Below are 19,198 nucleotides of genomic sequence, written 5' to 3'. Positions count from 1 at the left end.
CCGCGCAGGCCGTCACCACGGTCCCGCGCCCGACGAAAGCCTTGCATGAACACCATCGACGAACTCAAGAACACCGGCCTCAAGGCCACCCTGCCGCGCTTGAAGATTTTGGAAATTTTCCAGAAGGGCGGGCAGCGCCACATGACGGCAGAAGACGTGTTCCGGGTGTTGCTTGAGGAGCGCTCCGACGTCGGCCTGGCCACCGTCTACCGGGTGCTGACCCAGTTCGAGCAGGCGGGCATTCTGGACCGCAGCAATTTCGAATCGGGCAAGGCCATTTACGAACTCAACGAAGGCCAGCACCACGACCACCTGGTCTGCCTGGACTGCGGCAAGGTCGAGGAATTCAACGACCCCGAAATCGAGCGCCGCCAGCAGGCGGTGGCGTTGGCGCGCGGCTTTGCACTGCAAGACCACGCGCTGAGCCTGTACGGGCACTGCACCAAGGCCGACTGCCCCAGCCGGCCGGCACCTGGCACGCGCGGCCACCACGCTTGAAATGGGGTTGCGCCGGAAAGAGGCGCAAGCGATCAGGGTCCATGCGTTGCTTGCAACGCGCAGCGACCTCAGTGGTCGTTCTCCATCGCCCGGCGCTGCCGGGTGACGAACTCCTGGTAGGTGTCGATGCCTCGCAGCTGCAAAATGGCGTTGCGCACCGCGGCCTCCACCAGCACCGCGATGTTGCGGCCGGCCACCACCTGAACCACCACCTTGCGCACCGGCACGCCCAGCACGTTCTGCGTCAGCGGCTCGGCCGGCATGCGTTCGTAGTCGCGCTCCATGATCTCGCGGCGCACCAGGTGGACGATGAGCTTGAGCCGCATCTTGCGGCGCACCGCGGTCTCGCCAAAGATGGCGCGGATGTCCAGCAGGCCGATGCCGCGCACCTCCAGCAGGTTTTGCAGCAGCTCGGGGCAGCGGCCCTCGATGGTGGTCTGGTTGATGCGGAACAGGTCCACAGCGTCGTCGGCCACCAGGCCGTTGCCGCGCGAAATCAGCTCCAGGCCCAGTTCGCTTTTGCCCAGGCCCGATTCGCCGGTGATCATCACGCCCAGACCCAGGATGTCCATGAACACCCCGTGGATGGTGGTGCGGTCGGCGAAGTGCTTGGACAAATAAGCCCGCAGCACGTCGATGACAAAGGCCGACGACTCTTGGGTGGCGAACATCGGAATCTGCGCCCGTTCGCACATCGACAGCAGCGTGTCGGGCGCGGCCTGGCCATCGGCCAGCACCAGCACCGGCGGCTCCAGCGTGACGATGCGGCTGATGCGGCGCGCACAGTCGTCCGGTGAGCCGCGGGTCAGGTAGGCCACCTCGCGTTCGCCGAGAATTTGCACCCGGTAGGGGTGGATGTAGTTCAGGTAGCCCACCAGATCGGCGCCGGAACTCGCGGCCTTGACGGCCACCTCGTCAAAACGCCGCTCGGAAGCGCCCAGGCCGGCCACCCATTCCCAATGCAGGGCCGCGCGGTGGTTTTCAAACAGCGCGTCGGCGCTGACCGCAGTGGCCTTCATCAGGCGGGCTGGATCGACTGCCAGCTGGCAATCATGCCGTGCAACTCATCGGCGCTGGGGCTGGCCTTGATCTTCTCGCGCAGGGCCGCGTCGCTCAGCAACTCGGCAATTTCCGACAGCACTTCCAGGTGCTTTTGCGTGGCCGCCTCGGGCACCAGCAAAAAGATCAACAAGCCCACCGGCTGCTCGTCAGGGGCGTCGAATCCGATGGGCTGGGCCAGCTGGAACACCGCCGCCATAGGCGATTTCAGACCCTTGATGCGGCCGTGCGGGATGGCCACGCCATGGCCCAGGCCGGTGGAGCCCAGGCGTTCGCGGGCGAACAGGCTGTCGGTGATCAGGGCTCGGCTCAGGCCGTGGAGGTTTTCAAACAGCAGGCCGGCCTCTTCAAAGGCCCGCTTTTTGCTGGTTGCGTCCACACGCACAAGCACCTGTGCCGCGGGCAGGATGGAGGCGAGTCGGTTCATGGTGGGTCTGCGCAGGATTATGCACCTGCGGGGCAGGTGCTGGAGCCGGAGTATGAATGCGTCGTCAGGCCGGTGAACAGCGGGTCGGTGGCGATGCGTGAATATTTCACGAAATTTACTCACCTTTAAATCGAAAATTCACAATCGTGGTTTACCCTTGAGTGCCAGTACTGCTTTCGTACTGCATTTTCTAGGAAATTCCCATGTCCTCCAGTGCTTCCTTCAACCTGAACCTGCTGGGTCACAAAGCCAGCGCCGCCTCTGCCAACGACGGCAGCGCCGGCACCGCTACCCTGCAATTTGGCGATCTGTTGGCCATCAGCGGCAATGGCCAGGCGCCGGCCATGACGGCACCCAGCTTGCCTGCAGCGCCAGCGCTGCCCACTCTGGCCTTGCCCGCGCTCCCAGTGCTGGCTGCGCCGGAACTGCCGGCTTTGGCCGTTCCCACGCTGCCGGCATTGCCGACCGATGCGCCGGCTTTGCCCGCCCTGGCTGTGCCCACCCTCGCCGTTCCCACGTTGCCGACCCTGGCCGTGCCAGAACTACCGGCTTTGGCCTTGCCCGCACTGCCTGCCGATGTGCTGGCCTTGCCCACGCTGACCGCCCCGGCTGTGCCGGAGCTGCCCACCCTCGCCGTTCCCACGCTGCCGACGCTCGCTGCGCCAGAACTGCCTGCTTTGGCGGCGCCCACGCTTCCCGCCTTGACGGTTCCCACGCTGCCCGCATTGCCTGCCGATGCGCTGGCCTTGCCCACCTTGCCCGCCCTGGCCGTGCCGGAACTGCCCGCCGTCGCCGTTCCCACGTTGCCAACCCTGGCCGCGCCAGAACTGCCGGCTTTGGCCTTGCCCGCACTGCCTGCCGATGCGCTGGCCTTGCCAACGTTGCCCGCCTTGGCCGCGCCAGAGTTGCCAGCACTGGCCGTGCCGACGCTGCCGTCGTTGCCCGCCTTCTCGGGCGGCCTCCCGTCTGCTGCGGCCATTCTCGACATCGTGGCGCCGTTGCAGGCCCAACTGGGCGCGCTGCTGGCCAATGCGCCGCTGTCGCCCAGCACGCTGCCGCTGGACTCGCTGCCGGTCAGCATCAGCCATGGCGACGGCAGCGGTACGCTGGAGGTGGGCTCGCTCACCGCCACTGGCGCCCTGCACGGCATCAACAGCACCGCTGGCCTGCTGAGCCTGCTGCCCCCGCTGCCGCTGGCTTCCTTGGTCTGAGACTGACTGTTTCCCCGGGGCTCTGGCCAGCGGCCAGGCCGGGGATGGTCCATGAAAAAAGCCGCCCTTGGGCGGCTTTGGCTTTTGGGGCGCCAGCGTTCACATCAAACGCTTCGGTGCCTCGTGGTGGTGTGATTGCAGCCGGTCCTTGTGGCGGACCACCTGCCGGTCGAGCTTGTCGACCAGTTCATCCACCGCCGCGTACAGGTCTTCGTGCGAACTCTCGGCAAACATGTCGTTGCCCTTCACATGGATGTTGCACTCGGCGCGCTGCCGCTGCTGCTTTTCTCGGAGTTTTTCGACGCTCAACAAGACTTTGATGTCCACCAGTTGGTCAAAATGCCGGGTGAGTTTGTCCAGCTTGTTTGTCACGTAACTGCGCAGGGCAGGGGTGACCTCGAGGTGGTGACCGCTGATCGTCAAGTTCATACAAAGAACCTCCTTGGCTTCAGTTGAAATACGCCATGGGTTGCCATGGCACGACACACCGTTCACTTGAGTTCACTATGCGCCCGTTGCAGGGCAATTGCAAGTAGCCCTTTCGTTTGCCGACAGGGCGTGGAATGGCGGGGGTTCCGCCCGCTGTTTCCGGCTTGGGCCGACCGCCTCGGGGCTTACCCTAAACTGCAACGAAATTTTCAGGCAAGCCATGAGCCTAGACACCATGATCCACGCCGGATTGAACGGCGCCGGCACCCGCCCGTCCTGTGGCCTGGTGCTGATGGGCGGCGGTGCCCGCACGGCCTACCAGGCCGGCGTGCTGCTGGCGCTGTCCGAAATGCTGCGCCAGCGCGACGGCCCGCAGCGCCAGTTCCCGTTCCAGGTGCTGGTGGGCACCTCGGCCGGCGCGATCAACGCCACGTTTCTGGCCAGCGGCGCCACCCGCGGCCTGCAGCCCTTTGACGACCTGGCCCAGTTCTGGGCCCGCACCCGGTCCAGCGACGTGTACGACCTCAGCGTGTCGCCGCTGGCCAGTGTGCTGGGCCGGGCCAGCCGCTGGGTGGCGGCGCTGAACCTGTCGCGCAACGTGCGCCGCCAGGGCGCGCTGCTGGACAACCTGCCGCTGGTTGACACCTTGCACAAGGCGATTTACCTGCCCGGCATCGACGAGGCCTTGCGGGCCGGCACGCTGGACGCGCTGGCCATCACCGCGTCCAGCTACAGCAGCGGTGTGCACTGGACCTTTTGCCACACGCTGCGCGACGAAACCAGCAGCGGCTGGCTGCGGCCAGGCCGGCAGGTGGATTTCCAGCCCATCACCATCGAGCACCTGATGGCGTCCAGCGCCATCCCCTTCATCTTTCCGGCCACGCCGTTGTGGGTGGACGGCCACCGCGAGTTTTTTGGCGATGGCTCGATGCGGCAGATCTCGCCGCTGTCACCGGCGCTGCACCTGGGCGCCAACAAGATCATGGTGATCGGTGTGGGCCAGCCGCAGCGCGCCGGCTTTGCCGGCCCGGCGCCCATGGGCCAGCTGCGCACCCCCAGCCTGGGCGGCATCGCCGGCCATGCCATGGCCAGCGTGTTCCACGACACCTTGCAGGCCGACGTGGAGCAGGCCCAGCGGGTCAACGAAACCCTGGCCCGGCTGGCCCCATCGGTGGCCGGTGGCCTGCCCTACCAGCGGCTGGATGTGCTGGCCATCCAGCCTTCGCAGTCGCTGGACGCGCTGGCCCAGGCCCATGTGCGCGAGTTGCCGATCAACCTGCGATATGCCTTCAGCGGCCTGGGCGCGCTGGACCGGCGCCGCGGCGGCGGTGGTGCGGCGCTGGCCAGCTACCTGTTGTTCGAGCCGGGTTTTGTCAACGCCTTGGTGGCCCTGGGCCAGCAGGACGCACGGGCCAAACAGGCCGAGTTGCTGGCATTTTTTGCCCCGCCCGCCGCCCCGTGACGCGGCGTTTTGGGCGCATAATTCTGACAACTTCACTCCGGAGAATCTCCTTGGAAACCTGCCCCAGTTGGTAGCTTCCAGCGCCCGCACGGGACGTTGGAAGCGCACCGAACCCAACCCCGACGCGGGCTCCTCCATTGAGCCTGCCCACCTTTCTGTCTTGCAAGGGAGCGCGCCATGCTCAACATCTTCACCCTGGCCAACGGGCGGCTGTTCCAGGAAGAAATCGAATCGCTCGAAGAGCTGAAGAAATTCCAGCCGATCTGGGTCGACCTGGAGTCGCCCACGGTCGAGGAAAAACGCTGGATCAAGCAGCATTACGGCCTGTCGATTCCCGAAGACGCGATGGACGAGGACATCGAGGAATCGGCCCGCTTCTATGAAGAAGACAACGGCGAGCGCCACATCCGCAGCGACTTTCTGGTGGCCGACGCCGAAGAGCCACGCACCGTGCGGGTGGCTTTCATCCTGAACCTGGTCAACGAGGAGTTGCGCAGCAAAGGTGTGCTGTTCTCCATCCATGACGAGGACGTGCCGGTGTTCCGGCTGCTGCGGATGCGGGCGCGCCGCATGCCAGGGCTGATTGAAGACGCCCGCGAGGTGCTGCTGAAATTGTTCGATGCCGACGCCGAGTACTCGGCCGACACGTTGGAAGGCATCCACGACGCGCTGGAAAAAGCCAGCAGCCAGGTGCTGTCGGGCGACATCACGGACGCGCTGGCCGGCGAGGTGCTGGCCACCATCGCCCGCCAGGAAGACTTGAACGGCCGCATCCGCCGCAACGTGATGGACACCCGGCGCGCGGTGAGCTTCATGATGCGCAGCCGCATGCTCAACACCGACCAGTTTGACGAGGCGCGGCAGATTCTGCGCGACATCGACTCGCTGGACTCGCACACCGCCTTTTTGTTCGACAAGATCAACTTCCTGATGGACGCGGTGGTGGGTTTCATCAACATCAACCAGAACAAGATCATCAAGATCTTCTCGGTGGCCAGCGTGGCCCTGCTGCCACCCACCTTGGTGGCCAGCATCTACGGCATGAACATGCGTTTCCCCGAACTGGAATGGCTGGGCCAGACGGCCAGCTACCCCTATGTGGTGCTGCTGATGATTGCCAGCGCGGCGGTGCCGATGTGGTACTTCGCCAAGCGCGGCTGGCTGCGCTGAGGCAGAGCCCGGGCGATGCGTCCACGCCGTGTGCTGACCGTGGTGGGGGCCGTGTTGGCGGTGCTGGTGGCGGTCTATGGCCTCAAGGTCTGGCATGCCCAGGGCATTTGCGCCGAGCTGCAGGGCCAGTGGGAGCAGGAGGGCTGGGTCGGCGATTGCCGCTTCCTGGAGCGCAACGGCCAGCGGCCTGCCTCCTACCGCTGACGGGCCGGTGGCGGCCTCAGAGCCGCTGCAACCAGGCCTCGACCACCGCCCGGCTGTAGTGGCTGGCCACGTCGCGCACAAAGGCCGAGAAATCGGCATGGGCGTCGTCGTCGGCCCGGTCGGACACGGTGCGCAGTGCGGCAAAGGGCAGGCCGTAGTCAAAACACACCTGGGCCACCGCCGCCCCTTCCATTTCCACCGCCAAGGCTTCGGGCAGTTCGGCCTGCAGCCGCTGGCTTTCGGCGCTGGTGGAAACAAACCGGTCGCCGCTGGCCACCAGGCCGCGGTGCAGCCGCAGATCGGCCAGGCCATAGGCTTGCCGGGTTTCGGGCGCCAGCCAGCGGGCATGGTCGTCCAGCACGCCCTGGGCGGCGGCGGCCAGCGCGGCGCTGAGGGCGGTGTCGGTGCTGAAATGCGAGCGGCCGTACATCGGCACCTCGTAGCGGGGCACGATGGGCGAGGAGTCCAGGTCATGCTGGATGAAGCTGTCGGCCAGCACCAGGTCACCCACCCGCACCCCCGGCGCCAGCCCGCCGGCCACGCCGGTGAACAGGATGCGGCCCACGCCAAAACGCTCTATCAGCGCGGTGGCGGTGGTGGCCGCCGCCACTTTGCCTATGCGTGACAACGCCAGCACCACCGGCTGGCCGTGCAACTGGCCGGTGAAAAAGGTCCGGCCCGCGTGCTGCACCCGCTGGGCGCCGTGCAGGTGGTCGACCAGGCCGCGCTGCTCGTCGAGCAGGGCGCTGAGGATTGCGGTGCGAACGGTCATGGCGGGCGGCTTTCGGGGCAATAAAAAAGGGCGGCCTCGCGGCCGCCCCGAATTTTCCTCGACCGGCAGGCCGCCGGTCACCTCGCACTCAATTCACTTCTTGTCCCGCAGCTCGCGCCGCAGGATCTTGCCCACCGGGGTCTTGGGCAGTTCGGTGCGGAACTCCACCACCTTGGGTTGCTTGTAGCCCGTGAGGTTGGCCTTGCAGAAGGCGCGCACATCGGCTTCGGTCAGGGCCGGGTCTTTCTTGACGATGACCAGCTTGACCGCTTCGCCGGTCTTCTCATCGGCCACACCCACCACCGCGCACTCCATCACGCCCGCCAGGCCTGCCACCACGTCTTCCACCTCGTTGGGGTAGACGTTGAAGCCGCTCACCAGCACCATGTCCTTCTTGCGGTCGACGATCTTGTAGAAGCCTTTGGCGTCAACGACGCCCACGTCGCCGGTCTTGAAGTAACCGTCGGGCGTCATGACCTTGGCGGTCTCGTCCGGGCGCTGCCAGTAGCCGGCCATCACCTGCGGGCCCTTGATGGCGATCTCGCCCGGCTGGCCGGCCGGCACCTCGTTGCCGTCGTCGTCCAGCAGCTTGAAATAGGTGTTGGGAATCGGCACGCCGATGGTGCCGGTGTACTCGGTGCTGGTGGTCGGGTTGCAGCTGGCCGACGGCGAGGTCTCCGACAGACCGTAGCCTTCGCAAATCGGGCAGCCGGTTTTCTCCAGCCACAGCTTGGCCACCGCGCCTTGCACCGCCATTCCGCCACCCACCGAGATCTTCAGGTTGGACCAGTCCACGGTGTTGAAGTCCGGGTGGTTGGCCAGGCCGTTGAACAAGGTGTTGACCGCCGGGAAGCTGTGGAAGCGGTGCTTGCTCAGCTCCTTCAGCACCGCCGGCAGGTCGCGCGGGTTGGGGATCAAAATGGTCATGCCACCGGTGCGCATGCCCAGCATCATGTTCACCGTGAAGGCGAAGATGTGGTACAGCGGCAGGGCGCAGATGGCGGTGGGTTGTTCACCGGCCGGCACCTTCTTCATCACCGGGTCGTTCCAGGCCTCGGACTGCAGCACGTTGGCGATCACGTTCTTGTGCAGCAGCACCGCGCCCTTGCTGACGCCGGTGGTGCCCCCGGTGTACTGCAGCAGCGCCATGTCGTCGGGCTTGATGTCGGGGCGCTTGAGCGTGCCCTTGGTGCCGCGGGCCACCGCGTCGTTCCAGCGCACCGCACCGGGCAGGCTGTAGGCCGGCACCATCTTCTTCACGTTGCGCACCACGTAGTTGACGATGCTGCCCTTGATCAGGCCCAGCATGTCACCCATGGCCACCAGCACCACATGCTTGACCGGCGTGGCGGCAATGCACTGCTGCAGCGTGGCGGCGAAGTTCTCGATGATGACGATGGCCTGGGCACCCGAGTCCTTGAGCTGGTGCTCCAGCTCGCGTGGGGTGTACAGCGGGTTGACGTTGACCACCACAAAGCCGGCGCGCAGCACGGCAGCCACCGCCACCGGGTACTGCGGCACGTTGGGCATCATCAAGGCGACCCGGTCGCCCTTGGCCAGGCCCAACCCCTGCAGGTAGGCGCCAAAGGCCTCGCTCAGTGAGTCGGTCTGCGCAAAGCTGACGTTCTTGCCCATGAAGCTGTAAGCCGTGCGGTCGGCGAACTTCTGGAAGCTTTCCTCCATCAGCGCCACCAGCGAGCTGTAGCGGGTGGGGTCGATGTCGGCCGGCACACCAGGGGGGTAGGCCGAGAGCCAGGGGCGGTCAGTCATGGGGGGTCTCCTTTGTCTGTGGGGGGCGGACGCTGGGCTGTGCCCGGCGTCACTCGATGGCTTTGCCCATGTCCTCGACGACCTTCTTGGCGTCGCCGAAGACCATCATGGTCTTGTCCATGTAGAACAACTCGTTGTCCAGGCCGGCGTAACCGGCGGCCATAGAGCGCTTGTTGACGATCACCGTCTTGGCCTTGTAGGCCTCCAGGATCGGCATGCCGTAGATGGCGCTGCCCTTGACATGGGCGGCCGGGTTCACCACGTCATTGGCGCCCAGGATGATGGCCACATCGGCCTGGCCGAACTCGCCGTTGATGTCTTCCATCTCGAACACCTGGTCGTAAGGCACCTCGGCCTCGGCCAGCAACACGTTCATGTGGCCCGGCATGCGGCCAGCCACCGGGTGGATGGCGTACTTGACAGTGATGCCCTTGTCGGTGAGCTTTTGCGCCAGCTCCTTCACCGCGTGCTGGGCCCGGGCCACCGCCAGGCCATAGCCCGGCACGATGACCACGGTCTCCGCATTGCCCAGCACAAAGGCGGCGTCGTCGGCGCTGCCGCTCTTGACGCTGCGCTGCACCGCGCTGCCGGTGGCCGCGGTCGCCGCGTCACCACCAAAGCCGCCTAGAATCACGTTGAAGAACGAGCGGTTCATCGCCTTGCACATGATGTACGAGAGGATGGCACCCGAGCTGCCCACCAGCGAGCCGGCAATGATCAGCATGGAGTTGTTGAGACTGAAGCCAATGCCCGCGGCCGCCCAGCCCGAATAGCTGTTGAGCATCGACACCACCACCGGCATGTCGGCCCCGCCGATCGGGATGATGATCAACACCCCCATCACAAAGGCCAGCGCCAGCATGGCGAAGAAGGCGGTCCAGTTCTCGGTGGCCATGAAGACCAGGCCCAGGCCCACGGTGGTCAGGCCCAGCACCAGGTTGATCTTGTGCTGGCCGGCAAACTGCACCGGCGCGCCCTGGAACAAACGGAACTTGTACTTGCCGCTGAGCTTGCCGAAGGCGATCACCGAGCCGCTGAAGGTGATGGCGCCAATGGCCGCACCCAGGAACAGCTCCAGCCGGTTGCCGGCCGGAATCGGCAGGCCCTTGGCGGCGATGCCAAAGGCGTAGGGCTCGGCCACCGCCGCCACCGCGATGAACACCGCGGCCAGACCGATCATGCTGTGCATGAAGGCCACCAGCTCGGGCATCTTGGTCATCTCCACCCGGTTGGCCATGTAGGCCCCCAGGCCGCCGCCGACCACCAGGCCGCCCAGCACATAGGCCATGCCCAGCGACTTGCCGCCGGACAGCTCGACGATCAGCGCGGCGGTGGTCAGCGCGGCAATCGCCATGCCGATCATGCCGAACAGGTTGCCGCGGATCGAGGTCGTGGGGTGACTCAGGCCCTTCAGCGCCTGGATGAAACAGACCGAGGCCACCAAATACAACAGCGTGACGAGGTTCATGCTCATTTGGCAGCTCCCTGAGCGGCCGGGGCCTTCTTTTCTTTCTTCTTGAACATCTCCAGCATCCGGCGCGTCACCAGAAAGCCGCCGAAGACGTTGACCGCGGCCAGCGCCACGGCCAGCACGCCCATGGTCTTGCCCAGCGGGGTTTCGGTGAGTGCGGCAGCCAGCATGGCGCCGACGATGACGATGGCCGAGATGGCGTTGGTCACTGCCATCAGCGGCGTGTGCAGCGCAGGCGTCACGGTCCACACCACGTGGTAACCCACGTAGATGGCCAGCACAAAAATGATCAGGTTGATCAGGGTGGGGGACACGGCATCCATGAAAGCGGCTCCTCGAATGTTGTTATTTGCGGCGCAGTTCGCCGTTGTGCGTCATCAAACAGGCGGCGACGATGTCGTCCTCGAGGTCCACCTTGAGCGTGCCCTCCTTGGTGATGATGAGCTTGAGGAAATCGAGCACGTTGCGGGCGTACAGCGCCGAGGCGTCGGCCGCCACCAGCGCCGGCAGATTGGTCTCGCCGACCAGCGTCACACCGTGCTTGACCACGGTGCGGTTGGCCTCGGTCAGCGGGCAGTTGCCGCCCTGGGCTGCGGCCAGGTCCACGATCACCGAGCCGGGCTTCATGGCCTTGACCATGTCTTCGGTCACCAGCACCGGTGCGGCGCGGCCGGGAATCAAGGCGGTGGTGATCACCACGTCGGCCTGGGCCACCCGCTTGGCCACTTCGGCCTTCTGGCGGTCCAGCCAGCTCTGCGGCATGGGCCGGGCATAGCCGCCCACGCCTTCGGCGGCTTCCTTCTCTTCGGCGGTCTCATAGGGCACGTCGATGAACTTGGCGCCCAGCGACTCGACCTGCTCCTTCACCGAAGGCCGCACGTCGCTGGCCTCGATGACGGCGCCCAGGCGCTTGGCCGTGGCAATGGCCTGCAGACCGGCCACACCCACACCCAGGATCACCACGCGGGCGGCCTTGACGGTGCCGGCGGCGGTCATCAGCATGGGGAAGAAGCGCTGGTATTTGTCGGCGGCCATCATCACCGCCTTGTAGCCGGCGATGTTGGCCTGGCTGGACAACACGTCCATGCTTTGCGCCCGCGAGGTGCGGGGCGCGGCTTCCAGCGCAAAGCCGGTCAGGCCGGCCGTGGCCAGGCGCTGCAGGCCTTCGCCATCAAAGGGGTTGAGCATGCCCACCAGGGTGCTGCCTTTGGTCAGTGCAGCCACCTCGGTGGCTTGGGGGGAGCGGACCTTGAGCACCAGCTCGCAGCCGTAAGCGCCAGCGGCGTCGGTGATCTCGGCACCCACCGCGGTGTAGGCGGCGTCGGGGGCGCTGGAGGCCAGGCCGGCACCGGACTGCACCCGCACGGTGTGGCCCTGGGCCTTGAGTTTCTTGGCTGTCTCGGGGGTCACAGCCACACGGGTCTCACCGGGTAGGGTCTCGGTGGGTACGCCAATCAGCATGCGCGTCTCCTCTCAATGCTTGTTGTTCACCCGTTGTTCGCCCGCCTCGGTGGCGTGGGCCGGAGGCGGCGGACGCAAACGGTGTGAAATTGTTACTTAACGAAAGCTTACATGACTTTTTTGCGCTGGTTCGACAGGACAAACGATCAGTCGGCCCTCTCTAAAACCAGCGCATCCTATGGTAGCCGCTCTTGACGGCCGCCACGATAATCGGGCATGGATGAACGATGGAAACCCAGTGTCACCGTGGCCGCGGTGATCGCCCGAGACGGCCGTTATCTGCTGGTCGAAGAGCACACGCCCGAGGGCCTGAAACTCAACAACCCGGCCGGCCACCTGGACCCGGGCGAGTCGCCTGCCGCCGGCTGTGCCCGCGAGGCGCTGGAAGAAACCGCCCACCGTTTCACGCCCACCGAACTGGTGGGGGTGTATTTGTCGCGTTTCCAGCGGCCGGCCAGCGGCGAGGACATCACCTACCTGCGTTTCGCTTTCTGCGGCGAGGTCGGTGATTTGCTGCCGGGCCGCGCGCTGGACACCGGCATCGTGCGCACGCTGTGGCTCACGCCCGACGAGGTGCGGGCCAGCGTGGCCCGCCACCGCAGCCCGCTGGTGCTGCGCTGCATGGAAGACCACCTGGCCGGCCGCCGCTTTCCGCTGGACCTGGTGCAGACCGACGCCAGCGTTTTCCTCGGCCCCTGAGGCGGGGCCCCAGCCCTGGCGCCGGTGGGGCGAGGGCCGCGTCCGTAAAATTGCGCCCATGTCCAAACACCGCATCGTCGTCGGTCTGAGCGGCGGCGTCGATTCCGCGGTCACAGCCCATTTGCTGAAGCAGCAAGGCCACGAGGTGGTCGGCATCTTCATGAAGAATTGGGAAGACGACGACGACAGCGAGTACTGCTCGTCCAACGTCGACTTCGTTGACGCCGCGGCGGTGGCCGACGTGCTGGGCATCGAGATCGAACATGTCAACTTCGCCGCCGACTACAAAGACCGGGTCTTCGCCGAGTTCCTGCGCGAGTACAGCGCCGGCCGCACACCCAACCCCGATGTGTTGTGCAACGCCGAAATCAAGTTCAAGGCCTTTCTGGACCACGCGATGCGGCTGGGCGCCGAGAAAATCGCCACCGGGCATTACGCTCGCGTTCGCCACAACCCGGCCACTGGCCTGTTTGAACTGCTCAAGGGCCTGGACAACACCAAGGACCAGAGCTATTTCCTGCACCGACTGACCCAGGCCCAGCTGGCCAAGACGCTGTTCCCGGTGGGTGAGTTGCACAAGACCGAGGTGCGGCGCATCGCCGACGCCATCGGCCTGCCCAACGCGAAGAAAAAAGACTCCACCGGCATCTGCTTCATCGGCGAGCGGCCTTTCCGCGAGTTCCTGAACCGCTACATCAGCCACCAGCCTGGCCCCATCAAGGACGAGCGTGGCCGCACGCTGGGCCAGCACCTGGGCCTGAGCTTCTACACGCTGGGCCAGCGCCAGGGCCTGGGCATCGGCGGCGTGAAAGGCCGGCCTGAAGCGCCTTGGTTTGTGGCCCGCAAGGACATGGTCGCCAACACCTTGTGGGTGGTGCAAGGCCATGAACACCCCTGGCTGCTGTCGCAGCAATTGGTGGCCGACGACACCAGCTGGGTGGCGGGCGTGGCCCCGGCCGCCGGTCCGCTGGCCGCCAAAACCCGCTACCGCCAGGCCGACGCGCCCTGTGCCCTGGTGCCTGACGCCGGTGGCGCCTTCGCGCTGCGGTTTCCGGCCGCCCAGTGGGCGGTCACGCCGGGCCAGTCCGCGGTGCTGTACCAGGGCGAGGTCTGCCTGGGCGGGGGCGTGATCCGCGAGGCGACCTGATCCCCGGGGAGATTTCGATTGTCAATTAAACATGACACATCTAGTATGTGTTCATGTTGACATATTTTGGCGAACCCGGGCCTGGCCGACCCCTGCAGGCCCCGCCGCACCGCAGTGCGCCGCCCGAGCGCCACGCCCTCGTCATTGGCAGCGGTTTTGGTGGCCTGGCGGCGGCGGTTCGGCTTGGTGCCCGCGGTTACCGGGTCACGGTGCTGGAAAAGCTCGACGCCCCCGGTGGCCGCGCCTATGTCTACCGCCAGGACGGCTTCACCTTCGACGCCGGCCCCACCGTCATCACCGCGCCCTTTCTGCTCGAAGAGCTGTGGGCCTTGTGCGGGCGCAAGCTGGCCGACGACATCGACCTGCGGCCGGTGGCCCCCTTCTACCGGATCCGCTTCGACGACGGCACCTGTTTTGACTACAGCGGCGACGCCGAAGCCATGCGCGCCGAGGTGGCCCGCCTGGCGCCCGGCGACGTGGCCGGCTACGAGCGCTTTCTGCAGGCCAGCGAGGCCATCTTCAAGGTCGGCTTCGAGCAGCTGGGCCATGTGGCCTTCGACCGCTGGACCGACATGGCCAAGGTCGTGCCGGATTTGCTGAAGCTGGAGGGCTACCGCACTGTCTATTCACTGGCCTGCAAGTATGTGGCCGACCCGCGGCTGCGGGTGGTGTTGACCTTCCAGTCGCTGCTGGTCGGTGGCAACCCGTTCTCCACCACCTCGGTCTACTGCTTGATCGCCTTCCTGGAGCGGCGCTGGGGCGTTCACTTTGCGATGGGCGGCACCGGCAGCCTGGTCACCGGCCTGGTGGGTCTGATCGAGGGCCAGGGCAACCGGGTGCTGTGCAACCAGGGCGTGGCCGAGATCCTGGTGCAGAACGGCGCGGCCTGCGGTGTGCGGCTGGACAGCGGCGACACGCTGGCGGCCGACATCGTGGTGTCCAACGCCGACTCGGCCACCACCTACCGCCACCTGCTGGCGCCGCAGCACCGCAAGCGCTGGACCAACCAGCGCATCGACAAAAGCCATTACTCCATGAGCCTGTTCGTATGGTACTTCGGCACCCGCCGCCAGTACCCCGACGTGGCCCACCACACCATTCTGCTCGGCCCGCGCTACAAGGAGTTGCTCAAAGACATCTTCGACCGCAAGCTGCTGGCCGACGACTTCAGCATGTATTTGCACCGGCCCACCGCCACCGACCCCTCGATGGCGCCGCCCGGCTGCGACGCCTTCTACGTGTTGTCGCCGGTGCCGCATTTGCAAAGCGGCACCGACTGGGCCCAGGTGGCCGAGCCTTACCGGCAGGCGCTGCAGCAGCGTTTGAGCGACACCGTCTTGCCCGGCCTGGCCGACGAGGTGGTGACTTCGCGCCTGCTGACGCCGCAGGATTTTCAGGACCGGCTCTCGTCCTTCCGCGGGGCGGCCTTCGGCATGGAGCCGCTGCTGACGCAGAGCGCCTGGTTCCGTCCGCACAACCGCAGCGAAGAAGTCGGCCGGCTCTTTCTGGTGGGTGCCGGTACCCATCCTGGCGCCGGCCTGCCCGGTGTGTTGTCGTCGGCCCGTGTGCTCGATTCGGTGGTGCCCCATGCCCATGAACTGGTCTGATGCCCACGGGGCAAGCGCCCTGCCACTGGCCACGGAGGGGGCGCCGCCGCTGGTCCCGCCGCTGGACGACATCGCCGCCTGCCGCGAGCTGCTGCACCAGGGCTCGCTGACGTTTTTTGCCGCCTCGCTGCTGCTGCCCCGGGCGGTGCGCGAGCCGGCCTCGGCGCTCTACGCCTTCTGCCGCATCGCCGACGACGGGGTGGACCACAGCACCGACGCCGGCCAGGCCCGGGCCGCCATCGCGCTGCTGCGCACCCGGCTGGACCGCGCCTACCAGGGCCGGCCGCTGCCGCTCACCGTGGACCGCGCGCTGGCCCATGTGGTGGCCCGGCACCAGATTCCGCAGGCCCTGCCCGAGGCCTTGCTGGAAGGCTTTGAGTGGGACGTGGCCGGCCGCAGCTACGACACGCTGGACCAGCTGCACGCCTACGCCGCCCGCGTGGCCGGCAGCGTGGGCGCGATGATGGCCTTGCTGATGGGCGTGCGCAGCGCCGACGGCCTGGCCCGGGCCTGCGACCTGGGGGTGGCGATGCAGCTGTCCAACATCGCCCGCGACGTCGGCGAAGACGCCCGCATGGGCCGACTGTACTTGCCGCGCGACTGGATGGTCGAGGCCGGGCTGGACCCCGACGCCTGGCTGGCCAATCCCCACTTTTCGCCGGCGCTGAGCCAGGTGGTGCAGCGGCTGCTGGACGCCGCCGACGGCTTGTACGCCCGGGTCGACGCCGGGGTGGCCCTGCTGCCGCTGGCCTGCCGCCCCGGCATCAACGCCGCCCGTTTCCTGTACGCCGAAATCGGCCACGAGGTGGCACGGCGCGGCCTGGACTCGGTGAGCCAGCGCGCCGTGGTGTCGCGCGGCCGCAAGGCGCTGGTGCTGGGCTGGTCGCTGCTGTGCCTGGCGCCGCCGCAGGCCGCCGCCGCGCTGCCGCCATTGCCCCAAACCCGCTTCCTGGTGGACGCCGCCGCCGCCAGCACGCCGCTGGCCCTGACCATCGCCTTGCCGCCCCCCTGGTGGAACCTGGTGGGCCGGGCGGTGTGGGTGATCGATTTGTTCGAGCGCCTGGGTCAGCGCGAGCGCGCACCGTTCGGGCCGCCATGACCATTCCCTTGATCGCCATCGAGGTGGTGGTGGGCTTTGCGGTGCCGGTGGCCTGGGCCGTCTGGCAGCTGGTGTCGGTGCGGCGCGAGCTGCGGCGCGACCGCGAGAAGGCGGCCCGCGAAGCCGCAGACCAGAAAGCGGCGTCGGGCACCGACCCGTCCGCGGACTGACCGCGGTTCAGCCCCGCCTCGGCATCCGGAACGGCAGCAGCGCCTGCACCCAACGGCTGCGGAAGCGGTCCAGGCACAGGCTTTCGTGCACCGCCCGCACCCGCTGCCCCAGCAGCTGCGAGGCCACCACCGAGCGCGCGTAGAACGGCCCGTCTTCCAGCGTGTGCAGCACCTGCGCCGGGTGCGGGGCTTCGCCCCGGGTGGCCCGCGGCACGCGCCAGCCGGAGTCGGGCAGGGCGGCCAGCGGCGGCGGCTCGAAGGCCTGTTCGCCCCCGTGGCCGTCAAAGCGCAGCGCCAGTGGCTGGCGCTGGCCATGGCGGGGCGTCACGTCGTACAGCACCGCCGTGTCGGGCCCGCCGGCCGGGCCGACCAGGCTGGCGCGCGACCAGTGCCAGCACTGGAAATCGTGTTCCAGCGCGGTGTCGCCCTGGTTGCTGTCGAGGTAGCCCTCGCCGGCCCAGCGCAGGCCGGGCTGGGCAAAGTCCACCTCGATGCGGGCGCAGGGCGCCAGCGGCTGCCAGTGGTGGCGGGCCTGGGCGTCCAGCGCGTGGCGCCGGCCGGCCAGCGCACGCGGGAAGAGCCGCACCGCGCCGCGCAGCCGCGATGGCCAGGGCGCGGTCACCTCGTCCACCACCACCGTCAGGGCCTGGCCGTCCCAGAACAAATGGCTGGGTCCGATCGACAGGCTGTGGGTTTCGCGGTGCACGGCCGCGTGGTTGCGCTCGGTCATGGCCCAGCGGCTGGCCGCCGGCGAGTACAGCGCCACGTTCACCGCGCAATGGGCCAGTGGGTCGGCCTGGGCCGAGCGCCGCCTGGCCTGGGCGTAGTAGGGCGAGAACACGCTGCCCAGGAAGGCGATCAGTGTCAGCCCGTGGCGGCCGTCGTCACTCAGGCCGTCGAGGTACCACCAGGCGTAACCACCGGGTGGCACCGGGCGGTTGAACTGCGGGCCCACAGGTTCAGCAAGGGGGGTCATGACCGGTCTTCCAGCACACTCAGCGCGGCCTGCCGGCCCGACAGCGTGGCCATGGGCACGCCAGGGCCGGGGTGGGCGCTGCCGCCGGCCAGGTACAGGCCCTCGATGGCGGTGCGCGCGCCGGGCCGGCGAAACGAGGCCAGCCAGCCGTGCGAGGGGGCGCCGTACAGCGCGCCGCCGGTGCCAGGGAACAGCCGCGCAAAGACGTCGGGTGTGGTGGCGCTGCCCTGGGCCAGGTCCAGGGGTAAACCACCGCGCGCCAGCTGGGCCTGCACCGCCGCCGCCTGGGCGGCCACCCGTTCGGTCGGCCACGCGGGGCCACCGGGGTTGGCCGGCGCGTTCACCAAACACAGCAGTCGCTCAGGTCCGGGCCGGGCGAGCTGGCCGGTGTCGTCGCGGTCCTGGGCACACAGGTAGACGGTGGGCCGGTCGGGGGCAGCGCCACCGGCAAACAGGTGCTGGAATTCGCGGGCGCAGTGGTTGGAAAACAGCACGTTGTGGCGCTGCAGCGAGGCCCCTGCGGTGTCGGCCCGCAGGTTCCAGGTCAGGGCCGACAGCGAGCGGGGCGCGGCCCGCGTGGACGGTGTGGCCGCGCGGGCCGCGTCGCCCAGCAGGCCCTGGGCCAGCGCCGCCACGTCGCCGTTGAACACCACCTGGTCGGCCGCCAGCCGCTCGGTGCCGCCGTCGGGGCCCTGCAGCGTGACGCCGCTCACCCGGCCATCGCGCAGGTCGATGCTTTGCACCCGCTGGCCGTAACGCAGTGTGGCGCCGCGCGCGCTGGCCAACTGGGCCATGGCCTGGGCCAAGCGATGCATGCCGCCGTCCACCAGCCACAGGCCGTCCTGCTCCACATGGGCGATCAGCATCAGCGTGGCCGGGGCCTGGAAGGGCGAGGAGCCGCAGTAGGTGGCGTAGCGGCCGAACAGCTGGCGCAGCCGCGGGTCGCTGAAATGGCCGCCGAGGGCGCGCCACAGCGTGGCAAACGGCGAGATGCGCAGCAGCGCCGGCGTGCCCCGCCAGCCGGCCCGGTGGAACATGCCCAGCGGCGTGGGCCGCGAGCCACGGATGTAAATCGGTTCCAGCGTGTGGTAAATCTGCCGGGCCCGCCGGTGAAAGGCCCGAAAACGCCGCGCCTCCAGGGCCCCGGCAAAGCGCCCCACCGCATCGGCCGAGGCCTCCAGGCAGGCAAACAGGTCGAGCTGCGCATTCGCCCCGTCATCGCCAGGCCAGCGGTGGCTGGCCAGCGTGTGGGCGGGCCGCAGGCCCACCTGGTCGCCAAAGCGGGCGCCACAGTCGGCAAACAGCTCGTCAAACACCCAGCGCATGGTGAACACCGTGGGCCCGGCATCGCCGGCCTGGCCACCGGCCACCACCTCGCGCAACTTGCCGCCGGGTTGGGCCGCGGCCTCCACCAGCACCACCTCGCGGCCGGCAGTCGCCAGCCGCGCGGCACAGGCCAGCCCGCCCATGCCCGCCCCGACCACCACGGTGCGCTGGGGGGTCATGGGCGTTGGGCGGCGACCGTGCACAAGGGGGCAGCCGCTGCGGGTGTGTTTATATTGATTG

At 67.6% G+C, this 19,198-nt stretch carries 20 protein-coding genes; 10 read left to right on the top strand and 10 right to left on the bottom strand.

The window, feature by feature from the left end; genetic code table 11:
- The first annotated feature begins 45 nt into the window (after positions 1-45).
- Entirely contained in the window at positions 46-498 is a 453-nt protein-coding gene (gene fur / locus AC4BAR_RS14135; protein WP_490628526.1) for a ferric iron uptake transcriptional regulator, read from the top strand.
- A 68-nt stretch (positions 499-566) separates the two neighbouring features.
- Here fur and hprK read toward each other — a convergent pair whose 3' ends face one another.
- Positions 567-1,517, bottom strand: a complete 951-nt coding sequence (hprK, locus tag AC4BAR_RS14130; protein ID WP_490628525.1) for an HPr(Ser) kinase/phosphatase — start codon at positions 1,515-1,517, stop codon at positions 567-569.
- The gene (locus AC4BAR_RS14125) at positions 1,517-1,984 is read right to left on the bottom strand and encodes a PTS sugar transporter subunit IIA (RefSeq protein WP_490628524.1); all 468 of its coding nucleotides are present in this window, start codon (positions 1,982-1,984) and stop codon (positions 1,517-1,519) included. The genes hprK and AC4BAR_RS14125 overlap by 1 nt, the downstream gene beginning before the upstream one ends.
- A gap of 203 nt (positions 1,985-2,187) precedes the next feature.
- Here AC4BAR_RS14125 and AC4BAR_RS14120 point away from each other — a divergent pair, with 203 nt between their 5' ends.
- Positions 2,188-3,195 carry a hypothetical protein gene (locus AC4BAR_RS14120; protein ID WP_490628523.1) on the top strand — a complete coding sequence of 336 codons (1,008 nt, stop codon included), beginning with the start codon at positions 2,188-2,190 and terminating at the stop codon, positions 3,193-3,195.
- Positions 3,196-3,294: 99 nt separating this feature from the next.
- Here AC4BAR_RS14120 and hpf read toward each other — a convergent pair whose 3' ends face one another.
- Positions 3,295-3,624: a ribosome hibernation-promoting factor, HPF/YfiA family gene (hpf, locus tag AC4BAR_RS14115; RefSeq protein ID WP_490628522.1), complete on the bottom strand. Its 330-nt coding sequence runs from the start codon at positions 3,622-3,624 to the stop codon at positions 3,295-3,297.
- Between the two features lie 220 nt (positions 3,625-3,844).
- Here hpf and AC4BAR_RS14110 point away from each other — a divergent pair, with 220 nt between their 5' ends.
- The 3 genes from AC4BAR_RS14110 to AC4BAR_RS14100 all read left to right on the top strand — a co-directional run bounded on the left by AC4BAR_RS14110 (position 3,845) and on the right by AC4BAR_RS14100 (position 6,460).
- Positions 3,845-5,086: a patatin-like phospholipase family protein gene (locus AC4BAR_RS14110; protein ID WP_490628521.1), complete on the top strand. Its 1,242-nt coding sequence runs from the start codon at positions 3,845-3,847 to the stop codon at positions 5,084-5,086.
- A gap of 177 nt (positions 5,087-5,263) precedes the next feature.
- Complete coding sequence (locus AC4BAR_RS14105) at positions 5,264-6,256, top strand: magnesium and cobalt transport protein CorA (protein ID WP_490628520.1); 993 nt, start codon at positions 5,264-5,266, stop codon at positions 6,254-6,256.
- Positions 6,257-6,271: 15 nt separating this feature from the next.
- On the top strand, positions 6,272-6,460 hold the full coding sequence (locus AC4BAR_RS14100; protein WP_490628519.1) for a hypothetical protein: 189 nt from the start codon (positions 6,272-6,274) through the stop codon (positions 6,458-6,460).
- Between the two features lie 16 nt (positions 6,461-6,476).
- Here AC4BAR_RS14100 and AC4BAR_RS14095 read toward each other — a convergent pair whose 3' ends face one another.
- The 5 genes from AC4BAR_RS14095 to AC4BAR_RS14075 form a co-directional block, all read right to left on the bottom strand.
- Positions 6,477-7,232, bottom strand: a complete 756-nt coding sequence (locus AC4BAR_RS14095; RefSeq protein WP_490628518.1) for a 5'-methylthioadenosine/adenosylhomocysteine nucleosidase — start codon at positions 7,230-7,232, stop codon at positions 6,477-6,479.
- Positions 7,233-7,325: 93 nt separating this feature from the next.
- On the bottom strand, positions 7,326-9,002 hold the full coding sequence (locus tag AC4BAR_RS14090) for a long-chain-fatty-acid--CoA ligase (protein ID WP_490628517.1): 1,677 nt from the start codon (positions 9,000-9,002) through the stop codon (positions 7,326-7,328).
- A 49-nt stretch (positions 9,003-9,051) separates the two neighbouring features.
- Positions 9,052-10,476 (bottom strand): NAD(P)(+) transhydrogenase (Re/Si-specific) subunit beta, encoded by a 1,425-nt coding sequence (locus AC4BAR_RS14085; RefSeq protein WP_490628516.1) that lies wholly within the window; start codon positions 10,474-10,476, stop codon positions 9,052-9,054.
- Positions 10,473-10,796, bottom strand: a complete 324-nt coding sequence (locus AC4BAR_RS14080) for an NAD(P) transhydrogenase subunit alpha part 2 (RefSeq protein WP_490628515.1) — start codon at positions 10,794-10,796, stop codon at positions 10,473-10,475. Before AC4BAR_RS14080 ends, AC4BAR_RS14085 begins: the two co-directional genes overlap by 4 nt.
- Positions 10,797-10,818: 22 nt before the next feature.
- A complete protein-coding gene (locus AC4BAR_RS14075) occupies positions 10,819-11,934 on the bottom strand; it encodes a Re/Si-specific NAD(P)(+) transhydrogenase subunit alpha (RefSeq protein WP_490628514.1) in 1,116 nt (371 codons plus the stop codon).
- Positions 11,935-12,150: 216 nt separating this feature from the next.
- Here AC4BAR_RS14075 and AC4BAR_RS14070 point away from each other — a divergent pair, with 216 nt between their 5' ends.
- The 5 genes from AC4BAR_RS14070 to AC4BAR_RS14050 are packed head-to-tail and all read left to right on the top strand — an operon-like array spanning position 12,151 to position 16,656.
- Positions 12,151-12,633, top strand: coding sequence for an NUDIX hydrolase (locus AC4BAR_RS14070; protein ID WP_490628513.1), 483 nt, complete (start codon positions 12,151-12,153; stop codon positions 12,631-12,633).
- Between the two features lie 58 nt (positions 12,634-12,691).
- Positions 12,692-13,780 carry a tRNA 2-thiouridine(34) synthase MnmA gene (gene mnmA / locus AC4BAR_RS14065; RefSeq protein WP_490628512.1) on the top strand — a complete coding sequence of 363 codons (1,089 nt, stop codon included), beginning with the start codon at positions 12,692-12,694 and terminating at the stop codon, positions 13,778-13,780.
- 53 nt (positions 13,781-13,833) lie between these two features.
- Positions 13,834-15,387: a phytoene desaturase gene (locus AC4BAR_RS14060; protein WP_490628511.1), complete on the top strand. Its 1,554-nt coding sequence runs from the start codon at positions 13,834-13,836 to the stop codon at positions 15,385-15,387.
- Positions 15,374-16,486, top strand: a complete 1,113-nt coding sequence (locus AC4BAR_RS14055; RefSeq protein ID WP_490628510.1) for a phytoene/squalene synthase family protein — start codon at positions 15,374-15,376, stop codon at positions 16,484-16,486. Before AC4BAR_RS14060 ends, AC4BAR_RS14055 begins: the two co-directional genes overlap by 14 nt.
- Entirely contained in the window at positions 16,483-16,656 is a 174-nt protein-coding gene (locus AC4BAR_RS14050) for a hypothetical protein (RefSeq protein WP_490628509.1), read from the top strand. The genes AC4BAR_RS14055 and AC4BAR_RS14050 overlap by 4 nt, the downstream gene beginning before the upstream one ends.
- A gap of 7 nt (positions 16,657-16,663) precedes the next feature.
- On the opposite strand, the gene AC4BAR_RS14045 is transcribed toward AC4BAR_RS14050, so the two are convergent.
- Both AC4BAR_RS14045 and crtD read right to left on the bottom strand, forming a co-directional pair.
- Positions 16,664-17,632 (bottom strand): carotenoid 1,2-hydratase, encoded by a 969-nt coding sequence (locus AC4BAR_RS14045; protein ID WP_490628508.1) that lies wholly within the window; start codon positions 17,630-17,632, stop codon positions 16,664-16,666.
- Positions 17,629-19,137 (bottom strand): 1-hydroxycarotenoid 3,4-desaturase CrtD, encoded by a 1,509-nt coding sequence (gene crtD, locus AC4BAR_RS14040; protein WP_490628507.1) that lies wholly within the window; start codon positions 19,135-19,137, stop codon positions 17,629-17,631. Before crtD ends, AC4BAR_RS14045 begins: the two co-directional genes overlap by 4 nt.
- Positions 19,138-19,198 lie beyond the last annotated feature (61 nt).

It is taken from the genome of Rhodoferax sp. SPJ4 (assembly GCF_058216275.1).
This window is presented reverse-complemented; position numbering and strand designations above follow the sequence as displayed.